Here is a 20,176-nt window from a genome sequence, read left to right as displayed (position 1 = left end):
CTAGGCTTTGTGTGGTTAAACTCTACATATAGCTAAATAGGAGGTAACCGAGAAATGAACCCGAAATGGTGGAAAGAAAGTGTCGTGTACCAAATTTATCCGATTAGCTTCATGGATAGTAACGGAGATGGGATTGGAGACTTGCAAGGAATCATATCCAGACTGGATTATTTGCAGGATTTAGGTGTAGACGTGATTTGGGTCTGCCCTATTTATAAATCGCCAAACCATGATAACGGTTATGATATCAGTGATTACTGTGACATTATGAAGGAATTTGGCACGATGGATGATTTTGACCATTTGCTGAGGGAGATGCACTCACGTGGGATGAAGCTGATGATGGATTTGGTTCTGAACCATACGTCACATGAGCACCCATGGTTTGTTGAATCCAGATCGTCGAAGGAGAATCCGAAACGGGACTACTATATTTGGCGAAAAGGAAAAAATGGAGGTCCCCCGAATAACTGGGAGTCTTATTTCAGTGGCTCGGTGTGGGAGCTTGATCCGCGGACCGATGAATATTACCTTCACCTCTATTCCAAATATCAGCCTGATCTGAACTGGGAGAATCCCGTGGTCATTGATAAGCTGCATGAGATGGTGGAATGGTGGCTGAAGAAGGGTGTGGACGGATTTCGCTTTGATGCCATTGCACATATCGTGAAGACGAAAGGTTACCCGGATGCGGATAATCCAGGTGGAACACCTACCGTGCGGGCTTATGGAATGTTCTCCAATCTGGCAGATGTGCATACCCTGCTACAGAATTTATATGATAAAGTGCTTTATTTCTACGATATTATGACGGTAGGAGAGACCTCAGGACTTGGACCGGAGCAGGCGCTAGATTACGTAGGTGATGGTCGCCGGGAGCTGAATATGACTTTTCAGTTTGAGCATATGTTTCTGGATGCCGCTTCGGCAGGTAGTGGAAAATGGGATGTCGTCCCATGGAGTCTACTGGAGCTGAAAAAGATTATGAGTAATTGGCAGACGGTTCTGCATGACAAAGGCTGGAATGCGAATTATCTCTGCAACCATGACCAGCCGCGCGCAGTGTCCCGGTTTGGGAACGACCTTTTTTACCGGATTCCTTCGGCTAAAATGCTGGCGACCTTCATTCACATGCTGGAAGGCACACCTTATATTTATCAAGGCGAAGAAATTGGAATGACGAATGTCTGTTTCGAATCCATTGATGATTACCGGGATGTAGAGACGCTTAATTATTATGAGGAAAAGCGAAAAAACGGCGTTCCAGAAGAGCAGATTATGTCTGCCATTCATCATAAAAGCCGGGATAATGCCCGCACCCCGATGCAGTGGGACGATGGTCACGCAGGTGGTTTTACGACGGGGACTCCTTGGATCGAAGTGAATTCCAACTATATGGAGATCAACGCTGGCAACGCGATTAAAGATCCCGATTCCATCTACAACTACTATAAACAGCTGATTGCCCTGAGAAAAAAACATAAAGTCATCGTTTATGGAGCCTACGAGCTGTTGCTTGCAGAGCATACAGAGATATATGCGTATACCCGGACATTGGAAGATAAGCGGCTGCTGGTTATTCTGAATTTTTATGATGGAGAGCCTGTATTCGAATGGCCAGCAGAGTTCCAACCAGAAAATATAGAGCTGTTAATTTCTAATTATTCCGTGGAAAAAGATGAGCAGATCCAACCGCTTAAACTTCGACCTTATGAAGCACGAGTATATTTGCAGCAGCTTGTGTAAAGGAAGCTGTAGGAATGAGTTGTCATGAAGGGGCTGAACGCTCACTGTGACAACTCTTCTTTGAGTTTGTGAGTAAAAGACTGTACAATGGCGATACATTAACATACATAGAGTGGAGTTACAGGAAGACGCCTGTGGGAGGAGAGACAACATGACTGAATGGTATGAAAAGAGCTTCGGAGAGGATTATCTGGTCGTATACAAACATCGAGACTTTGGTGGAGCTCGTAAAGAAGTTGAACGAATGATCTCGTGGCTGGGACTACCGCCAGGCTCCAAAGTGCTGGATTTATGTTGTGGGATGGGACGTCATTCACTGGCGCTTGCGGAAGCAGGGTACGAGGTAACTGGAGTGGACTTATCAGAGGTATTGCTGCGTGAGGCAAGATCTCAAACAGGAGCGGAGCAGGTAACTTGGCTGCGTTCTGACATGCGTGACCTACCATTAACTGGAGGTTTCGATGCTGTGGTTAATCTATTCACTTCCTTTGGTTATTTTGAAGAGGATGAGGAGCAGGTAAAGGTTTTGCGTGAAATCTATCGGATGTTGAAGCCGGGTGGCAAGTTTGTTATTGATTATCTGAATCCTGCGTATGTAATTCGTCATCTGGTGCCGCATTCTACCCGCGAGGATGGAAAAAATCTGATTGATGAGTCGCGGCGGATCGAGGATGGGTACGTGAAGAAGGACATCATTTTAACCTCTAAAAATGATTCTACACCTCGCCAATATCATGAACGTGTGAAGCTGTATACCTTGGAGAAATTCAGCGGGATGATCGAGGAAGCGGGTTTACAGCTCGAAGCTGTGCATGGCAGCTATGAAGATGAGGTTTATAATGCAGAAAGCTCCACGCGGATGATTTTTAGTGGAATTCGATCGTAATGGTATCAGGAAAAAGATTCAAAGGCGGTGATCGCACCATGTCTAAGGCGGATATCACTTCATGGGACGAGAACATTCTTCAGGTCTCGGTGCCCATGGACTCGCCGCTTCGTCAAGTGAACAGCTATATTCTGCCCGATGAGGATGGCAGAATTACTATTATTGATCCCGGTCCGCGTAGCCCGGAGACAGAAAAATGCTGGCAGGCGATCCTGCAGGAGCTGGGATTGTCGTGGAAGGACGTGCGGGATATCGTCGTAACACATCATCATCCCGATCATTATGGATTGGCGGGATGGTTGCAGTTACAGACCGGATGTAAGGTATGGATGACTGAACGTGCTCATGCCGAAGCGATGTTGATGTGGGGCAGTGACACGGATATCAATGAAGTTTTGCCGTTATATTTCATTGGACACGGAATGTCGGAAGAATGGTCGAGTGGAATAAAAGCGCATTTGGAGAGCTTTGACGCTCAAGTGGAGCCGCAGCCGGTTGTAACTTATCTGAATGAGGTAGAGCCTTTCGGGATGGGGGGCCGTGAATGGCAATTGATTGTAACTGGCGGACATGCACCGGGACATGTGAGCTTGTATCATGCGGACAGCGGGCAAATGATCTGCGGCGATGCTGTGCTGCCGCAGATTTCGCCCAATGTCAGCCTGCTTCCAGGCAGCGATCCACAGCCGCTGCAGACGTTTCTTCAGGGGCTGCGGGAGCTGGGCAGCTATCCGGTCAGCATGGCGTTCCCGGGCCATCGGGAACCGTTCACGGGCTTCACGCACCGGGTCAGCAGCCTGCTCGCTCATCATGAGGAGCGGCTGGATACCGCTGCAGCCTTGCTCGCAAACGGCCCGCTGAGCGGCTTCGCAGTCTGCGAAATTCTGTTTCGCAGCCGGGTAACCACCGTTCACCAGATGCGCTTTGCGATGAGTGAGACACTGGCGCATTTAGCGGAGCTGATGCGCCGGGAGCGGGCAGTGATGATAGAGGCGGATGGTGCTATCTTGTTTGCAGCATCTGAAAGTGCTGGAGGCCATGTTAGTTAGAGTTTCTAGCGGGATCGAAGAGTGATGAATGATGATTGATGGAATGAATTGAGATGTGAAGGTTATGATCGAGTAGAGGTACAGAGCAGTCCTGTGTTATTGGGACTGCTCTTTTTTTGGTTTTGGTTTTAGTGACTAAGGAGAGAGTATAATTCGGTGCTATTTATATGAATATTGAGCTCCTCAGTCCGATCGCATACCAAACTAACCTTTGATTACATACTCATGCGTTAGGCTGATCATTTGGACTAACATTTGATTACTTTACTTATGCGTCACACAGATCATTCGGACTCAGATGCCGATATTCGTGGGTTTTGGGACTTTTGAGGTTAGTATCGGACCGGAGAGGCGTTATTGATAGTGCAGAGGGGAGTTATTGGTCATTTTTGAGTGAATAGCGACTCTGGAGTCCGAAAGTGACTAAATCAAGGGAGTTTTATGGAAATAGGGTCACCTGAGTCCGATCGCATTACCAAACTAACATTTGATTACTTAACTCATGCGTCAGGCTGAACATTCGGACTAACATTTGATTACTTTACTTATGCGTCACACAGATCATTCGGACATAGATGCAGCTATTCGTGGATTTTGGGACTTTTGAGGTTAGTATCGGACCGGAGAGGCGTTATTGATAGTGCATAGGGTTATTATTGGTCATTTTTGAGTGAATAGCGACTCTGGAGTCCGAAAGTGACTAAATCAAGGGTGTTTTATGGAAATAGGGTCACCTGAGTCCGATCGCATACCCCACTAACATTTGATTACTTTGCTTACGCGTTACACAGGTCATTCGGACTCAGATGCCACTATTCGTGGGTAGAAACACATCTTGCCGAGTAACTAAGTGTTGGTATTGAATAATTGGGGAATTCCTCCCTGTTTTTTGAGGATTGTTGAGGTGTAGAGCGGATATTAGGGAATTTCTCCCTAATATTCTACGATGTAGCTATAAATTAAGGTTTTCGTAGAGTTATTAGGGAAGAATTCCCTAATAACTTAGGTTTTGAACGATTTTCGGTATTTTTTAGGGAGTTTTTCCCTAAAACGGTCCCAAGCCAAGCCAAGCCAAGCCAACCCAACCCAACCCAACAACCCAACCCAACCCAACCCAACCCAACCCAACCTCAAAAAAAGCGATTGTCTCATAACCCGCAAGGGCTACGAAACAATCGCTTTTTAATTCTCAGAGTGTACCCAAAACACCGGTTACTCCGGTTGTTTTTCATGTTCTGCAAGTTTCCTTGCAGCTTCTTCGCGATCCTCAGGTGAATGCGGAAGTTCGAGGTCTATCTCACGCTCCGCTTGCTTACGGTGTGCGATTCGGCTACTAGCTGCAGCGGCTACAGCTCCGACGATATCGTCGAGGAAGGTGTGGATCTGCCCGGTGTTTTTGTCGTTCAACCGTTCAAGAACGCCTGGCTTAAGCTTGTCCACATAACCATAGTTGGTGAAGCCAATGCTGCCGTATACATTTACGATGGAGAAAGCCAGAATCTCATCCACTCCGTATAATCCCTCATCATTTTCGATCATATCCTGAAGCGGCGGAAACAACTTCCCCTCCTCCGCGAGCATGTCCAATTGAATGCCCGTAAGTACTGCATTTTGCACTTCCCGTTTGCTGAGTACCATCTCAACGTTATGGACACACTCTTCCATTGTTAAGTTTGGATAATATTTTTTTTGCAGAAACATAACGAGCTCTGCGATTTCCTGCAGATTCACTCCACGCTTATTCAACCACACTTTGGTCGCATCTGCGACTGCCTTGCTGTTCAGACTGTAAGGTATTTTTGCGATTGGTTCATCAGCCATGATTAGTCACCTCGTAAGTTAAGTCTTTGCATTACAACGTTCGTTAGCATGATGTTAAGCGCTGGTGTTATCTCAGATTGTACGTTTAGAAGAAGTATTTGTCCAGAAAGCGGAGTCTATGTGAATTAAAATCTAGATCCAACCCAACCTGAAAATAAAGTACACAGGCTTTTCCAACAATTTAGGATAAGCAGTTGTTATTTTTTGGACAAAGGTCTCGTATACATAGCAGTACAAATGCTATCTAACCTTGAAAGGGGTAATAAATGATGAAAACAATGCAACAAATCCGCGGGATTTCCGCGGTCTGCCTACTCGCAGTTCCACTGGCACTGTCCGGTTGTGGCTTGTTCGGTTCGGAATCAGCATCGATTGATGCTCCGCCACCTGAGGTTGAAGCGCAGATGCTACAGACAGAGGGAAATAACACTTTGGATTCAGGTGTATTTGGTCCAGTGGCTCAGGATGATGCACAAACAGCTGTTAAGGACAGCACCAAAACCGCTAAAGCAACGGATAAAACAACGGCTTCCGGTGACCGGACGACCGTATATTTGGAAGATGGAAACGGCTTACTCGCTCCAGTGTCGCTAAATCTGCCAAAAAGCAAAGATTCCAGCACGCTCAAGAACTCTTTAATGGCATTAGTGAATAAGGGAGAATATGCGTCCTCATTGCCAGAAGGCTTCCAAGGCATTCTACCAGCTGGAACTGAGGTGCAAAGCATTACGGTAGACAAGTCGAATCTGGCAGTTGTTGAGTTCAATTCGGAATTTAACAACTACGATGCTGCGGATGAACGCAAAATCCTTGAAGCGATCACTTGGACGCTGACCGGTCAAGATGACATTAAAGGTGTACAGTTCTGGGTAGATGGTAAAAAGCTTACGGAAATGCCGCTTCAAGGTACTCCGCTGGATCGCCCGCTGTCCCGCACAATGGGCATTAACCTGCCTAAACAAGGTCCATCTTTGATGAACTCTAGTGCGGTTACTGTTTATTTTTCCACAACATCTCCTGACGGTATCCAATATTATGTTCCGGTTACGCGCTTTGTACCCGCAGGGCAAGAACAGCTGACTGCTGCTATCAATGAACTGATTGCGGGACCTGAATCCGGAGACGGTCTGGAAATGGTTATGACACAGGGCACATCACTTGATTCGGTTGAAGCCGGACAAAACGGTGTTGTTACTGTATCCTTGACTGACGATATGTTCGCAGATGGGAAGGAAGTTCCTGCCGAATTGCTGGAATCGGTTGTTCTGACTGTTGCGCAAAATACGGAAGATGCTCTGGTTCAAATTCGTTTGAACGGCAAACAATCGATTACTGACACTGACAATGTGGATTATAGCAAACCTGTTTCTGCACCTGAATTTTTGAACGAGCTCCCGTTATAGAATGACCTTCTAAGGTTTAAAAGATGCTTTTGTGCCTCCTCTTTGGTAGAATAAAAGTTGCTCAAAAAGACGCAACGTCCCGAACGGTGAACTGCCGCAATGAACAACAGGGAAACGGGACTCACACTAAACTATTAGCTATACGATGTAGGAGGCAGAAAAGATGAGATCAAACGGGCGAACTGACGACCAATTACGGCCGCTGACAATAACGACCCAAACGAATAAATATGCTGAGGGCTCCGTGATCATTGAGATGGGAGACACCAAAGTTATTTGTACGGCTACTGTAGAGGAAAAAGTGCCTCCGTTTCTTAAAGGACAAGGAAAAGGCTGGGTAACTGCTGAATATTCGATGCTTCCTCGGGCCACTCAGTCCCGTAATCAACGTGAAGCTGCACGCGGTAAACTTACCGGACGTACAATGGAAATCCAACGGCTGATCGGCCGTGCGCTTCGCTCCGTGGTGAATTTACAAGCGTTAGGTGAACGCAGCATTACGCTGGATTGTGATGTGATTCAGGCGGATGGGGGAACTCGGACGGCTTCGATAACAGGCGCTTTTGTTGCCATGGCGTTTGCTATTAATAAAATTGCACTACAGCACAAGCTGGCTGTTTTTCCTATAACAGACTTTTTGGGAGCAATTAGTGTAGGTGTTGTAGGGGATAAAACACTGCTCGATCTGAATTATGAAGAGGATTCCAAAGCCAAAGTGGATATGAATGTAGTCATGACCGGCGGCGGTGCTTTTGTTGAGGTACAAGGAACTGGCGAAGAAAGACCATTCTCGCGTCAAGAGCTGGATCTTTTGTTGGGTCTAGGTGAGAAAGGGATTTATGAACTGATTGCCGCACAAAAAGAAGCGCTCGGAGCGATTGCTCTGAAAATCCCTTCCGGCCAGCCGGGCCAAGAGGTGTAACATGAATTCCACGGGCAATATTCTCATTGTCGCTACGAAGAATAAGGGGAAGGTGCGCGAATTCGAGCACGCTTTTTCCCCGCTGGGCCTGACAGTTAAGAGTATGTATGACTATCCGCATCTGCCCGATGTGGTAGAAGACGGAGCTACTTTTGCAGAAAACGCATTTAAAAAATCCAAAGCCGTAGGTGACGCACTTGGAATTCCGGTACTCGCTGATGATTCGGGTCTTTGTGTAGATGCTTTGGATGGCAGACCTGGTGTGTACTCTGCACGTTTTGCAGGTGAAGATGCTACGGATGGGGAAAATAACCTAAAGCTGCTTAGCGAGCTAGAGAGATTGAAACAGGGGGAAGACACAGATCAGCCTTTGCTGAGCACGGCTAGGTTCGTCTGTACTTTATCGCTGTACGATCCAGTTTCCAAGCAGGAGCTAACCGCAGAAGGTGCGGTCGAAGGTTGGATTACTTCAGAACCATCAGGTGCCGGTGGTTTCGGTTACGACCCGCTATTCTACCTGTCGGAACATGAAAAAACTATGGCCGAGCTTACGCTGGAAGAGAAGCAGCAGATCAGCCATCGAGGAACTGCACTGCGACTGCTGACGGCGAAGCTGGAGAAGAAACTGGCGGCTGAAGGCGGCCTATCGCCGGAATAGAGTTTTTTATAAAAGTGGGGGTGTCCAAAAGCCGCGAAATGGCTGCTGGGCACCCCCGTTTTTTATACCTTCCCTTTGAACTAAGCCTCAAACTTCGTTCGATTCTAACACATTTACCCGTATGAAGCTGCCACCCGGACACAGCTGACCTTAAACGTAGCTATTTCCGATAATTGAGATTCTACTGGACCCCAAAGTCGCTATGGGCACGAAAAACACCCCAAAAGAAGCATTTCATAAGGAATAGCAGCACTGGAGTCCGAAACATAGCTCCAAAGGCTTGAAATTTGTAAATAACGTCAACTGGGTCCTTAACGTAAGCCCCAGAGAATGAGTATGACTCTGCACTAATAATGGGATGTTCTCCTTGTAATGGGACAATCTTCTTGTTGGAATCAAAGAGAGCACCCGATTATATCAGCTTCCAAAGAGCAGGTGTAGAAGCTGGCTCCCACCCCTGAAGTGAAGTGTGAGGCTGCAAGCAGGTATACGTTTTTCCACTGTAGGCAACGACATCACCTACTTTATAAGCAACTCCTGTTACCCAGCTAGACCCTCCCGAAGTAGGTGTAGCAGTCGGTAATGGAGTTTGCGTGGGTGTTACGGTTGCAGTAGGCGTCGGTGCCACCGTAGGTGTCAAAGTCGGTATTACCGTTGGAGCTACAGTTGCCGTTGGTGTAGACGTTGCTGTTTCACATACGCTGATGTATTTCCAGACACCGTCCGGTCCGCTAAGATCGGGACGATCGCCTTGTGTCCACCACTTGGCTTCATAGATTGAGCCGTTGTAGGAAACACGTTGTCCGCCAGTATATGCGGTTGCCGCATTCCAGGTCGCTGCCGAGCATTGTCCCGGCGTAGGAGTAGGTGTTGGCGCTACAGTTGGCGTTGGCGTCACGGTTGCCGTCGGAGTCGGTGTTGTTGTAGGTGTTGCCGTTGGTGTTGCTGTTGGTGTAGTCGTCGGAGTAGGTGTTGCTGTCGGTGATGCAGACGGTGTTGGTGTTGGCGTAATGCCTCCGTACAGTTTATCGTATTCCTGTTGGGACGAGTTTCCGTTCAGGGTGATTCGCTGTGGACCGCCTGAAAAATTCAGCTTCATCATACCCGGAATTTCAAGTGAAGCTCCGTTTGCAATGGTTTGAGTAGCTGTACCTGTAATACGGTAGCGGTTGAAATCCCAGGCCGTGGAGATTTGCTCAACGCTACCTGCTCCCCATGCCGAGGTTAGGGTTGTAGTTGTTGGCAGGTCGAATTCTAGCTTCCAGCCACCGGAAATATCTGTGCCGGTATTGTTCGTTATTTTTAATGAATAGGTATAGTTCGGATGATCATAAGCGCCGCTGAAGCTGAGGTTGAAGTTTTTAGGTTCAGGCAACTGCGGTTTTGGAGCTCCGCCCGGCGGCGAGGCTGTCTTCAGCTGATCATAGGCAAAATCGGTCAGAGAATTGCCGTACGTATAAGTGCCATCGCTCTGCTCAGAGTAATCGCCCGTTAATTCCCAGAACATCATGCCTCCCAAGCCTTTTTGTTTAATGTAATCCAGCTTGTAGCCTAGAGATTCCTTATCTTCATACGTAAGAAAAACCTTCTTGTCTGCGTTGAACAAGTACGGTGTTTTGGTAACAGGGTCGAAGTAACGTTTATTCGCTGGATCTTTGAGCAGATTTAGCACATGCCAGATCGGATTTGCACCAGCAGGCTGCTCTGGTGCGGGATCATTCCAGATGCCGTATTGGCCATCTGCTCCCCCACCGGTTGTCGGAGCTGTGCCGTAAAAGCCGGTATTGTTGATGCCTCCATTCACATTTTTCCAGCCTCGTGAATAATAAGGAACTCCGATCACGATTTTTTCCGGAGGAAGCGTACCGAGATAGTATCGGACCGCCCAGTCGGTATTCAGAACCGGAGTACCCAGCGCAGCAGTTTCAGTATCGCGGGAATCCGGGTACAGTGCAGAATGCGGCCCTACATAACCATTCCACGCACCATGGAAATCATAGGTCATAAGGTTCGCCCAGTCTAAATACTGATTGGCTTCCCCAAGCTTCATGCCCCCAAGAATCCAGGAAGAGGCGGTGGCCGCAATGGTCAGATCATATTTCTGATTGTCTTGTGCGCCTGCCAGATCGAGCTTTTCGCGAAGTTTTTTCATAAGAAGAACGTAGTTGTTGTAATTAACTGTACGCAGTGGTTCTGCCACGGCAAAATCGTTAGGATTACCGGACTGCCCAGTGCCAGAAGGGTACTCCCAATCGATGTCCACTCCGTTGAACTGATAGGTACGCAGAAAATCCACAACACTATTGGCAAAAGCTTCTCGCCCGGCTTCCGAATTCGCCATGTTGAAGAATCCTCCGGAACCCGACCAGCCGCCAACAGAAATCAGGGTGCGTACATCAGGATAGAGCTGTTTGTACTTGATCAGTTGGTTAAAATGCCCCTTAAAAGGCAGGGTAGTCAGCTGACCGGGATAGTCTTTTTCGATTGCAGCTGTACGGTCCATGAGATCAATCTTGTTCGTTTGAGGATTTACCTTGGCGAAGGCGTAGTTAATATGGGTAATTTTATCCCACGGAATTTTGTCTACGGTGTAAAATCCTTTGTTCTCCTGATCGCCCCACTCTGGGAAGTAAGCAACGATTTTGCGAGGATGGTCAGCTGCTGGAGCGGGAGCGGAAGGTGTTGTTTCCGTTGCATGGGCCACTGGTAAGGATGCACCTGTCCCGGTGTAAAGTGGAACCAGAACGATTAGGCTCATTAGCGCAGCAAGGTAACTTATGGATATTTTGCGCTTAGCACGTGCTTTTGCAATCATATTTAATATACCTCCAAGGGGGGATAATGTTATTTAGGGAACGCTGCTTCCTGCATGACTTTAATTGAGCTTCCAAAGAGCAGGTGTGGTGGCTGGCTCCCAGCCCTGAAGTGAAGTGTGGGGCTGCAAGCAGGTATATGTTTTTCCGTTGTAGGCGACGACATCACCTGTTTTGTACGCAACGCCTGTTCCCCAGCTAGACCCTTCCGAAGTAGGTGTAGCGGTAGGCAAAAGAGTTGGCGTAGGTGCAACGGTTGCAGTTGGCGTTGGCGCGACAGTAGGCGTAGGTGCAACGGTTGCGGTAGGCGTTGGTGCTACCGTAGGTGTTAAAGTTGGGACCACAGTTGCAGTTGGTGTTGGTGTCGCTGTTCCGCATACGCTGATGAATTTCCAGACCCCATCAGGTCCGCTAAAATCAGGACGATCCCCTTGCGTCCACCACTTGGCTTCATAGACTGAGCCATTGTAGGAAACACGCTGTCCGCCAGTGTATACGGTTGTTGCACCCCAGGCCGCTGCCGAACATTGTCCCGGTGTAGGCGTTGGGGTTGGCGTCACGGTTGCAGTTGGCGTTGGCGTTGCTGTTGCCGTAGGAGTTGGAGTTGCCGTAGGTGTAGGTGATGTGGATGGTGTCGGTGTCGGCTGCACCACTCCGCCACCAAGATCAGCGTTTAGTTTATTGGTTAGTGTTTTGTTTCGGTCACCACTTGTTTCCCAGAACATAGCACCTGCAAGACCCTTTGACTTCAGGTAGCTGATCTTGTGGCCAAAGGATTCTACGTCGTCATAGCTGATAAAGGTTTGATTTGTTGGATTATAGAGGTAAGGCACTTTGGATGTATCATTCCAATAGCGGATATAACCGTTTTTGTTGATATAATTGGCTTCGAGATCATAGAAATCATAGCTGCCTTTTTCCCATGTACCCGTTGGTGAGATGCCAGCGGACACCTGATATTGGCCGTTTCCTGAAGCAGGAGCTCCGCCCCAACCACGACCGTAAAAAGCCATGCCAAGTACAAGCTTGTTCGCAGGTACACCATTCGCAAGATAGGAGGTTACCGCTTTATCGATGTTAAAATTTTGCGGTTCGGTTAAGCCCGAAGCGGAAGCTGCGGGATCATAGTACAACGGAGCATTATGTCCGGTGGTGGTGTTCCAGCTCCCATTAAAGTCATAGGTCATAATATTGATCCAGTCCACAACGGAAGCAATGCCGGCCAGATTATTATTGTTGATATACGTTGGACCTGCCCCGGAAGCAATGGTCAGCAGATAGGTTTTTCCATCCGCCGCGCCGGCTGTATTCAGCTTTTCGCGAACTTTTTGCAGCAGCAGTACATAGTTTTCTTTATCTTCAGGACGGTAGCTATTGCCTGCGAGTCCACCACTTACTGGATATTCCCAGTCGAGATCCACGCCGTCCATCTTGTATTTTCGAATAAAATCAACCGCGGAATTGGCAAAAACCTCACGGGTTGCAGCTGTCGCAGCTACATCCGAGAAACGGTTCGACCAGGTCCAGCCCCCAACGGAGATTAGGGTCTTCAGGTTCGGGTTCTTTTCCTTCAGCTTCCATAGCTGCTTCAGGTTACCTTTGATGGGATCATCCCATTTGTCATCCCCGAAGCTTTTTCCAGTGTCAATCCAAGGGTCACCAAGAACAATCGTACCGTTCGGAACGCTGATGGCTTGGCCTTGCTCATTCTGGCAAGACCAGGTCACCGGATTAGGGCCGGTGGGGTCGGGATTGCCATGGATGCCATTCCAACAAATATCCGCAAAAGCGTAGTTAATGACATTCATTTTGTTAGGATCGATATCAGTTACATTGTAAGCACGCCCGTAAGCGGCCCATGAAGCGTAATAACCAACCAGTTTGTAATCCTGTGCGGCGTTGGCTGTTTTGGGACTGCCGCCCAGGGTGGAAAAGAGTGTCAGAACAAGCGCGGCGATCATCGCAATTGCAAAGGTTTTGCGTGAAGCTTTTTTCGTGAAGATCATTGAATTTCTACCTCCTAGATTCAAAGTGTAGTTCGAAATTCTTTTCGGCAAGATGTCCTGACCTTCACCTCCCGTCGGTTGTAGTGCACCATCACCCTTGGCGTCCCTATCACTCTATTGAAGTTCAATTCGTAGATTCAGCAGCAAAAAAGCAGCGGTCCAAATCAAGCCTTACCCAATCAGTAAGCGCTTTCTTTTATGCTTTTTGTGTGCTGCTGTTTCATGGATTTTTAAAGATGTAACATGCTGTGTATGGTTTGAGTGAATAGAGGAGGATGTTTGGAAGTTGGATAATTAGGATGAATTAGATATAAATGGGTGATGGTAACTCTTATTCTCAAGCATAGCTTGCAATTGCGCTAGGGATAAAATCAGGTGATATAGGGGGACAATTTTCTAATTTATAGTGACTCTTCAAAAAGTGAACCCTTTTGGATTTGTATACTCGCCTTTTATCAAGAAACTCATGAAGAAACACATAACCACCGATGTAATGAATATAAATCATATACATGCCTGAAATATTTATTTGTGGAACTATGCAACGCATCGATGTTTCTTTTCGTTATAGTAGTATCATACGGAAGGTGGTGGGCTCACCGATGGTTGTGTGGGTGTTTTGGCTGATCGCAGCCGGTGTCCTGTTTGTTGTAGAGATGATGACGCTTACTTTTTATTTATTGTGGCTTAGTATTGGTGCTTTGGCCGCAGGTTTGGTGTCGCTGATTGTTCCCGAAGCCATTTTGTTTCAGGTGGTCCTTGGATCACTGGTCGCACTTGGTCTGACTATATTCTCGAAACCACTGGTTTCTAGATTTCGCCATTCACGTGGGTTCAAGGATACAGGTACAGAAATCATCGGTAGGCAAGGAGTAGTTGTTGAGCCGATAGAGCAGGGACGTTACGGGCAAGTGAAGGTAGGCGGAGATACGTGGAGCGCGACCTCTGAACAGTCTCTAGGCAAGGATGAGGTTGTAAGAGTAGTGAAAAGAGGCACGACGATTATCGAAGTAGAACGATGGGGGGAAATGAACTAATGCAATGGGCAATTATCGCAATTATTATTGTAGTGGTCGTAGTTTTTGTGGCATTAACAGTCAAAATCGTACCACAGCAGCGGGTAGGCGTAGTGGAAAGGCTCGGTAAATTTAATCGTCTGCTGACACCGGGGCTGAACATTCTGATTCCTGTAATTGATCAGGTGCGCACCTACCATGATTTACGGATCCAACAAGCAAATGTACCTCCGCAAACGGTAATTACAAAGGATAACGTGCAGGTGCAGATTGATACGATTATTTTCTACCAGGTGGTTGGACCAGAGGAAGCTACTTATGGTATTTCTGATTATGTCTATGGGGTAAGAAACATTTCGACGGCAACGATGCGGCAAATCATCGGTAAGCTGGAATTGGATGAGACCTTGTCTGGACGGGAAAAGATTTCGACGGATATCCGTCTTGCTCTCGATGAAGCTACTGAGAAGTGGGGCGTACGGATCGAGCGTGTGGAAGTTATCGATATCAAACCGCCGTTGGATATTCAGGAAGCGATGGATAAGCAGATGAAAGCAGAGCGGAGCAAACGTGCCATTGTTTTGGAAGCGGAAGCTGCCAAGCAGGATATGATCCTGCGCGCTGAAGGGGATAAACAGAGTAAGATTCTAAAAGCAGAAGGCGATAAAGAAGCGCGTATCCGTCAAGCAGAGGGTTCACGGCAGGCGCAGGAACTGGAAGCACACGGTGAGGCTAAAGCGATTCAAGCCGTGGCAGAAGCAGAAAAATCACGCATTGAGCTGATTCGTTCAGCAGGTCTGGATGAGCAGGTGCTGGCTTATCGTTCCTTCGAGGCTCTGGCTGAGATTGCCAAAGGCCCTGCTAATAAAGTGTTCTTGCCAACTAGCGCTGTTGAAACGCTGGGAAGTCTTGGAGCGATTGCGGAAGTCTTCAAAGCGAGCAAGGACAGTAAATAGATTTTACAATTCGAGCTTATTCCGTTAAAGTAAAAAGCAAAAACAACCTTATGCATATGAAGCTATTGTTGTTCATGCTAACTTTGAAGGAGAGAAGCTACTGTGACGCAAAAAGAAATTTCACCGCTAGTTGAACTGCTTGGATTACAGCCTCACGTTGAGGGTGGTTGGTACAAAAGACTTTGGAATTCGGAATTTGAAATTTCGCAGGAAGTGTTAGGCGATAGCTATTCTGGATCACGTCATTCGGCATCTTCAATTTATTTTCTGCTTCACGAAGGCGAACAATCTGATTGGCATACTGTATTGTCCGATGAAGTTTGGTTGTGGCATTCCGGTAGTCCAATCGTGCTTAGTCTCGGAGGTAATGGAGATAAGCCTGAGGATGTGCAGGAAGTTATTCTGGGTCTCGATATTGCTGCAGGCCAGCAGCCACAAGTGGTTGTTCCAGCGGGAGTATGGCAGGCCGCGCGTTCGTTAGGCAAAGAGCCGACGCTGGTATCCTGTATTGTTTCTCCTGAATTCCATTTTGATGATTTCAAACTAATTGAGAAATAAAGAAGAGCGGGGGCGCTTACGCCTCCGTTTTTTTATAAGGATTTGGGGAATGATGAAGCCATCTGCTATACTTTTTATGGTAGCGTTTGCTTCTTAAGTGGGTAAAAAGGTTAAGTATGTTTAACGAAATAACAATAAGCTTGGAGGGTTAAGTGATGAGTGAATTGAATGCACCGTTCTCGGGTGGTCCTACTTTAAATGATGGGGTGACCATGCCGTGGCTGGGTCTTGGCGTGTATAAGACTAAAGATGGCGAAGAGGTTATTCATGCGGTCAAAACCGCAGTGGAATTAGGATATCGAAGTATTGATACGGCAGCCGGATACAATAACGAAGAAGGCGTAGGACAAGCTATTCGTGATTGTGGAGTGGCCCGGGATGAGCTGTTTATTACGACTAAAGTACGAAATCCTGATCAAGGTTATGAGTCTACGCTAAAAGCGTTCGAGGATAGCCGGCGCAAGCTAGGTCTGGACTATCTAGATCTGTATCTCATACACTGGCCGGTGGCAGGAAAATATCGTGAGACATGGAAGGCCTTAATTCATCTGCAAAAAGAGGGCCTCATCAAATCTATCGGCGTGAGCAATTTTCAGGTTCATCATCTGAAAGATATCATCGAGGATACCGGAGTGGTACCAGTGGTGAATCAGGTGGAATTCCATCCGCTGTTGACTCAGCGTGAGCTGCTGAAATATGCCAATGAACAGGGCATTCAGCTTGAAGCATGGAGTCCACTAATGCAAGGGAATCTTGACCTACCGCTCTTAAAAGAGTTGGCTGAGAAGTATGGTAAGACCCCTGCTCAAATTGTACTTCGCTGGGATTTGCAGCAAGGTGTCATTACGATACCTAAATCCGTACATGCGGATCGAATCAAGGAGAATGCAGGATTCTTTGACTTTACGCTTAGTGATGAGGATGTCAAAGCTATCGAGGGCTTGAACAAAGACCATCGATTTGGCCCGGACCCGGACAACTTTAACTTTTAAAGATCGTTCAGATAAGATCGTAGAGTAATCCTTGCAAATACAAGCCAAACAGCAAGCCACCGGATACGGGGACTTGCTGTTTGGCTTGTCGATTATCTCAGTTGTCTACGCGCTTATTGGATGGAGACGTTATATTTACGCAGCCAGAGATCCACTTGGGCGAGGTAAGCAAACAGCTGAGGACCGGACATGAGTTGGCCGAACCAAGGCAGATTGGTTGAGGATTCCGGGGAAGCGGCGATCTCACGGATTTTGGCAGCATCAATTAACGGAAGTAGGGGGGAAGTGGAGTCATCCAGAATGTTTAATACCTGAGTTCGTACCGCATTTAAATAGGCAGGATTATGAGTTTTGGGGTAAGGGCTTTTTTTGCGGTAGAGCACATCGTCTGGAAGAATGCCTTCAAGAGATTTACGTAAAATCCCTTTTTCACGGCCCCCCAGATTCTTGATTTCCCAAGGAATATTAAATACATATTGAACGAGTCGGTGATCACAATATGGAACACGTACCTCTAGCCCTGCGCCCATGCTCATTCGGTCTTTACGGTCTAGCAGAGTAGGCATGAAGCGGGTGATATTCAGATAGGACATGACGCGCATTTGTGCTTGTTTTCCCGTTTCTCCATCCAACTTTGGAACTTCAGCCACCGCATCGCTATATCTGTCACCCAAATATTCCAGTGGACGGATCCACTCGTTAATTTCTGGGGAAAGTAGACTTGCACGCATTTTCGGCGCAACTGACCAAGGAAAAGTGCCTGAGGAGAGCATTTCCTCACGGTGGAACCAAGGGTATCCGCCAAAAATCTCATCCGCCGCTTCACCGGAAATAGCTACTGTCGCGTTCTTTTTAATCTCCCGGCAAAATAAGTACAAAGAAGAGTCTACATCGGTCATCCCTGGTAAATCCCTAGTGTACAAAGCATTATCCAGCGCTTCTACAAGCTCCGGGGTATCGAACGAGATGTAGTGGTGGTTTGTATTCAATTCATCGACCATTCGTTTAATCCACGGCCCATCTGCTCCCGGCTGGAAAGTATGACTTTTGAAATGTTTGTCGTTATCTACATAGTCTACGGAATAAGTATCCACTTGTCCCTGACCATTCCGGTTGTAGTAATCCACTGCAAGTGCCGTCAGCGCACTGGAATCCAGCCCTCCCGACAAAAGAGAGCAAACAGGGACGTCTGAGACCAGTTGGCGTTCGAGTGTATCTTGGAGCAGTTCACGCACCTTAGCGGCTGTCTCTGCTTCATTGTCAGTATGCTTTGCGCTCTCCAGCTTCCAATAGGCATAACTGCGCAGACCTTCACGGTTATAGATCATAGCATGACCTGGACGAAGCTCTTGCATATCCTTATAAACACCATGACCCGGTGTACGCGCTGGACCGATGATGAAGATTTCTGCGAGACCTTCAGGACCCACGATTGGTTGTACCTTGGGATGCTGCAGCAACGCCTTAGGCTCTGAGCCAAAAACTAGGACGTCATCAACCTTGCTATAGAACAGGGGTTTCACACCTAAACGGTCACGTGCAAAAAAGACTTGGTCCCGAAGACCGTCCCATACTGCAAAAGCAAAGATTCCATTTAGCTTCTCTGCGCAATCCGGCCCCCATTCGATATAGGAATGCAGCAGCACCTCTGTATCGCACTGGGTGCGGAATTGATGCCCTCGCTGCTTAAGTTCCTGTTTGAGTTCGAGGGCGTTATATAATTCGCCGTTGTAAACAATCGCGTATACCTGTTCCTCATGGCGGGTGATCATGGGCTGGGCACCGTTCTCCGGATCGATAACGCTAAGTCTGCGGTGACCGAAAGCACAGGGGCCTGAGATCCAGGTTCCGGCTGCATCGGGGCCGCGGTTTGCTAAAGTTTCAGTCATTTTGACCAGCAGCTGCGAGTGCTGAGTGAGATCTCCGCGCCACTGGATAAATCCGGTTATTCCGCACATGATGGTTCATCCTCTCTTTTGTGCGATTGTTGTCCTTACTTTTTTGCCAAGTAATACAGATATATGCCGAAGGAAGGCATAAAATGTATGTCCTTATCCGAACACTAGGGGAGAGGGGAATTTGCCAGGAGGGAAGGATGACAGGTGTATTATATTAAAGACGCCAAAATTCGCAGAATGATGGAGTACGATGGTGCGCCTTGTGCAGAAGTGGGTGTTTTGCCGGGTGCTGTTAGTGATCCTGCGCTTTTGGTGTATATCGTTGAGGATCGGCGTGAAGAGGGATATGAGATTGTCCGTATTCTGACTAATGATGCTGATACCTCTACCGATTGGTTTGATAACAATATGCATGACGCTTTTCAAGATGTGACCTCGAGTGCATTTACAGGCAGCAACTTCATGTCGCCAGAAGATGAGCATTCCAAGTTTCAAAGAGAATTACTCACTTTTGGGGATTTGAAAAAGCAGCTGGAGAAGCGTTTTCGAAAGCTGGAGTAAATAACGAAGGCTTGTAAAGTGTACACTGGAATCGCTGAAAAGGACGGCAGAAATGCCGTTCTTTTCATTTCCTGTGGTTATACTGACGTGTAAAAAAACCGCACCGAAAACTCTTTTATTATTTTTCTAAGTTGTTTTGACTTGAAAAATCCGCTGAATAAGGTATAATAAATATCGTTGCGTCAATACATAGTATTTATTTCTTATATGTCCCGGTAGCTCAGCTGGATAGAGCATGCGCCTTCTAAGCGCACGGTCAGGGGTTCGAATCCCTTCCGGGACGTCAATTAACAGCCTTCCTTCGGGAAGGCTGTTTTTGCGTGCGCGAGTTTTAGTTCGAGGTCACACACGGGATACCTTTGTCTTCCTTCTTGAACTAAACGTCGAAATTCGAGTCATCGTTGAACATTAAACTTCAAACGACTAGATCACATTTGTACATACGCAGCAGCTATCGGACTCAGATGACCTTAAATGCTGAAAAGTGCGGAATTTGCGATGTTATCGGACTCCATCGTCGCTATTGGTGCCAAACGTGCCCCGAATGAGCCACTTTCTCAAGAATAGCTGCAGTGGAGTCCGAAACGTATCTCAAAAGGCGATAAATGAGCAAATAACGTCATCTGAGTCCGCGAGCCTCCTCGGTCTGAGTAATGCTGGTTACTTGGTGTTGTGCATCTATTGTTGTTGACTGCATGGCGAGTTTGATGGTGGGGACTTACGGTTTGAGCATCGATTGGTGTGAACGCTTGGGCGTGTTTAGCTACTAATCATCGTTGAACATCAAACTTCGAACATCTAGACCATATTTGCACATACGCAGTAGCTATCGGACCCAGATGACCTTAAATGCTGAAAAGTGCCACATTTGCGATGTTATCGGACTCCATC

General features: G+C 47.3%; 15 protein-coding genes and 1 tRNA gene. 12 read left to right on the top strand and 4 right to left on the bottom strand.

Annotated elements, in window-relative coordinates; all coding sequences use genetic code 11:
• Nucleotides 1-54: 54 nt before the first annotated feature.
• From NSQ66_RS24500 to NSQ66_RS24490, 3 genes are all read left to right on the top strand, one after another.
• Nucleotides 55-1,746, top strand: coding sequence for an alpha-glucosidase (locus NSQ66_RS24500; RefSeq protein WP_038573083.1), 1,692 nt, complete (start codon nt 55-57; stop codon nt 1,744-1,746).
• A 151-nt stretch (nt 1,747-1,897) separates the two neighbouring features.
• Entirely contained in the window at nt 1,898-2,632 is a 735-nt protein-coding gene (locus NSQ66_RS24495; RefSeq protein ID WP_038573082.1) for a class I SAM-dependent methyltransferase, read from the top strand.
• 38 nt (nt 2,633-2,670) lie between these two features.
• Nucleotides 2,671-3,681, top strand: a complete 1,011-nt coding sequence (locus NSQ66_RS24490; RefSeq protein WP_076141566.1) for an MBL fold metallo-hydrolase — start codon at nt 2,671-2,673, stop codon at nt 3,679-3,681.
• A gap of 1,212 nt (nt 3,682-4,893) precedes the next feature.
• Here the strand turns inward: NSQ66_RS24490 and NSQ66_RS24485 are convergent.
• The gene (locus NSQ66_RS24485) at nt 4,894-5,502 is read right to left on the bottom strand and encodes a phosphatidylglycerophosphatase A (RefSeq protein WP_036686950.1); all 609 of its coding nucleotides are present in this window, start codon (nt 5,500-5,502) and stop codon (nt 4,894-4,896) included.
• Nucleotides 5,503-5,771: 269 nt separating this feature from the next.
• Here NSQ66_RS24485 and NSQ66_RS24480 point away from each other — a divergent pair, with 269 nt between their 5' ends.
• From NSQ66_RS24480 to NSQ66_RS24470, 3 genes are all read left to right on the top strand, one after another.
• On the top strand, nt 5,772-6,905 hold the full coding sequence (locus NSQ66_RS24480; protein ID WP_170914313.1) for a GerMN domain-containing protein: 1,134 nt from the start codon (nt 5,772-5,774) through the stop codon (nt 6,903-6,905).
• Between the two features lie 163 nt (nt 6,906-7,068).
• The gene (gene rph, locus NSQ66_RS24475; protein WP_036686952.1) at nt 7,069-7,827 is read left to right on the top strand and encodes a ribonuclease PH; all 759 of its coding nucleotides are present in this window, start codon (nt 7,069-7,071) and stop codon (nt 7,825-7,827) included.
• Nucleotide 7,828: 1 nt separating this feature from the next.
• Nucleotides 7,829-8,485 carry an XTP/dITP diphosphatase gene (locus NSQ66_RS24470; RefSeq protein WP_036686953.1) on the top strand — a complete coding sequence of 219 codons (657 nt, stop codon included), beginning with the start codon at nt 7,829-7,831 and terminating at the stop codon, nt 8,483-8,485.
• Nucleotides 8,486-8,897: 412 nt separating this feature from the next.
• Here NSQ66_RS24470 and NSQ66_RS24465 read toward each other — a convergent pair whose 3' ends face one another.
• Together NSQ66_RS24465 and NSQ66_RS24460 are read right to left on the bottom strand one after the other, a co-directional pair.
• A complete protein-coding gene (locus NSQ66_RS24465) occupies nt 8,898-11,300 on the bottom strand; it encodes a glycosyl hydrolase family 18 protein (RefSeq protein WP_051491489.1) in 2,403 nt (800 codons plus the stop codon).
• 60 nt (nt 11,301-11,360) lie between these two features.
• Nucleotides 11,361-13,304 carry a glycosyl hydrolase family 18 protein gene (locus tag NSQ66_RS24460; protein ID WP_036686957.1) on the bottom strand — a complete coding sequence of 648 codons (1,944 nt, stop codon included), beginning with the start codon at nt 13,302-13,304 and terminating at the stop codon, nt 11,361-11,363.
• A gap of 539 nt (nt 13,305-13,843) precedes the next feature.
• On the opposite strand from NSQ66_RS24460, the gene NSQ66_RS24455 reads away from it, so the two are divergent.
• The 4 genes from NSQ66_RS24455 (at nt 13,844) to NSQ66_RS24440 (ending at nt 16,826) form a co-directional block, all read left to right on the top strand.
• A complete protein-coding gene (locus tag NSQ66_RS24455; RefSeq protein WP_256717421.1) occupies nt 13,844-14,341 on the top strand; it encodes an NfeD family protein in 498 nt (165 codons plus the stop codon).
• On the top strand, nt 14,341-15,276 hold the full coding sequence (locus NSQ66_RS24450) for an SPFH domain-containing protein (RefSeq protein ID WP_036686962.1): 936 nt from the start codon (nt 14,341-14,343) through the stop codon (nt 15,274-15,276). The genes NSQ66_RS24455 and NSQ66_RS24450 overlap by 1 nt, the downstream gene beginning before the upstream one ends.
• A gap of 102 nt (nt 15,277-15,378) precedes the next feature.
• Nucleotides 15,379-15,834, top strand: coding sequence for a cupin domain-containing protein (locus tag NSQ66_RS24445; protein WP_036686965.1), 456 nt, complete (start codon nt 15,379-15,381; stop codon nt 15,832-15,834).
• Nucleotides 15,835-15,989: 155 nt separating this feature from the next.
• Nucleotides 15,990-16,826 (top strand): aldo/keto reductase, encoded by an 837-nt coding sequence (locus tag NSQ66_RS24440; RefSeq protein WP_036686969.1) that lies wholly within the window; start codon nt 15,990-15,992, stop codon nt 16,824-16,826.
• Between the two features lie 113 nt (nt 16,827-16,939).
• Here the strand turns inward: NSQ66_RS24440 and asnB are convergent, their stop codons facing one another.
• Nucleotides 16,940-18,784 (bottom strand): asparagine synthase (glutamine-hydrolyzing), encoded by a 1,845-nt coding sequence (asnB, locus tag NSQ66_RS24435; protein ID WP_036686972.1) that lies wholly within the window; start codon nt 18,782-18,784, stop codon nt 16,940-16,942.
• A gap of 144 nt (nt 18,785-18,928) precedes the next feature.
• Here asnB and NSQ66_RS24430 point away from each other — a divergent pair, with 144 nt between their 5' ends.
• A complete protein-coding gene (locus NSQ66_RS24430; protein WP_036686975.1) occupies nt 18,929-19,285 on the top strand; it encodes a hypothetical protein in 357 nt (118 codons plus the stop codon).
• A gap of 209 nt (nt 19,286-19,494) precedes the next feature.
• Nucleotides 19,495-19,568, top strand: a tRNA-Arg gene (locus tag NSQ66_RS24425).
• Nucleotides 19,569-20,176: the final 608 nt, after the last annotated feature.

The sequence above is a fragment of the Paenibacillus sp. FSL H3-0329 genome (genome assembly GCF_037963285.1).
GTDB lineage: Bacteria > Bacillota > Bacilli > Paenibacillales > Paenibacillaceae > Paenibacillus_AQ > Paenibacillus_AQ odorifer.
The sequence above is the reverse complement of the archived record's forward strand: the minus strand, read 5'-3'. Positions and strand labels throughout refer to the sequence as shown.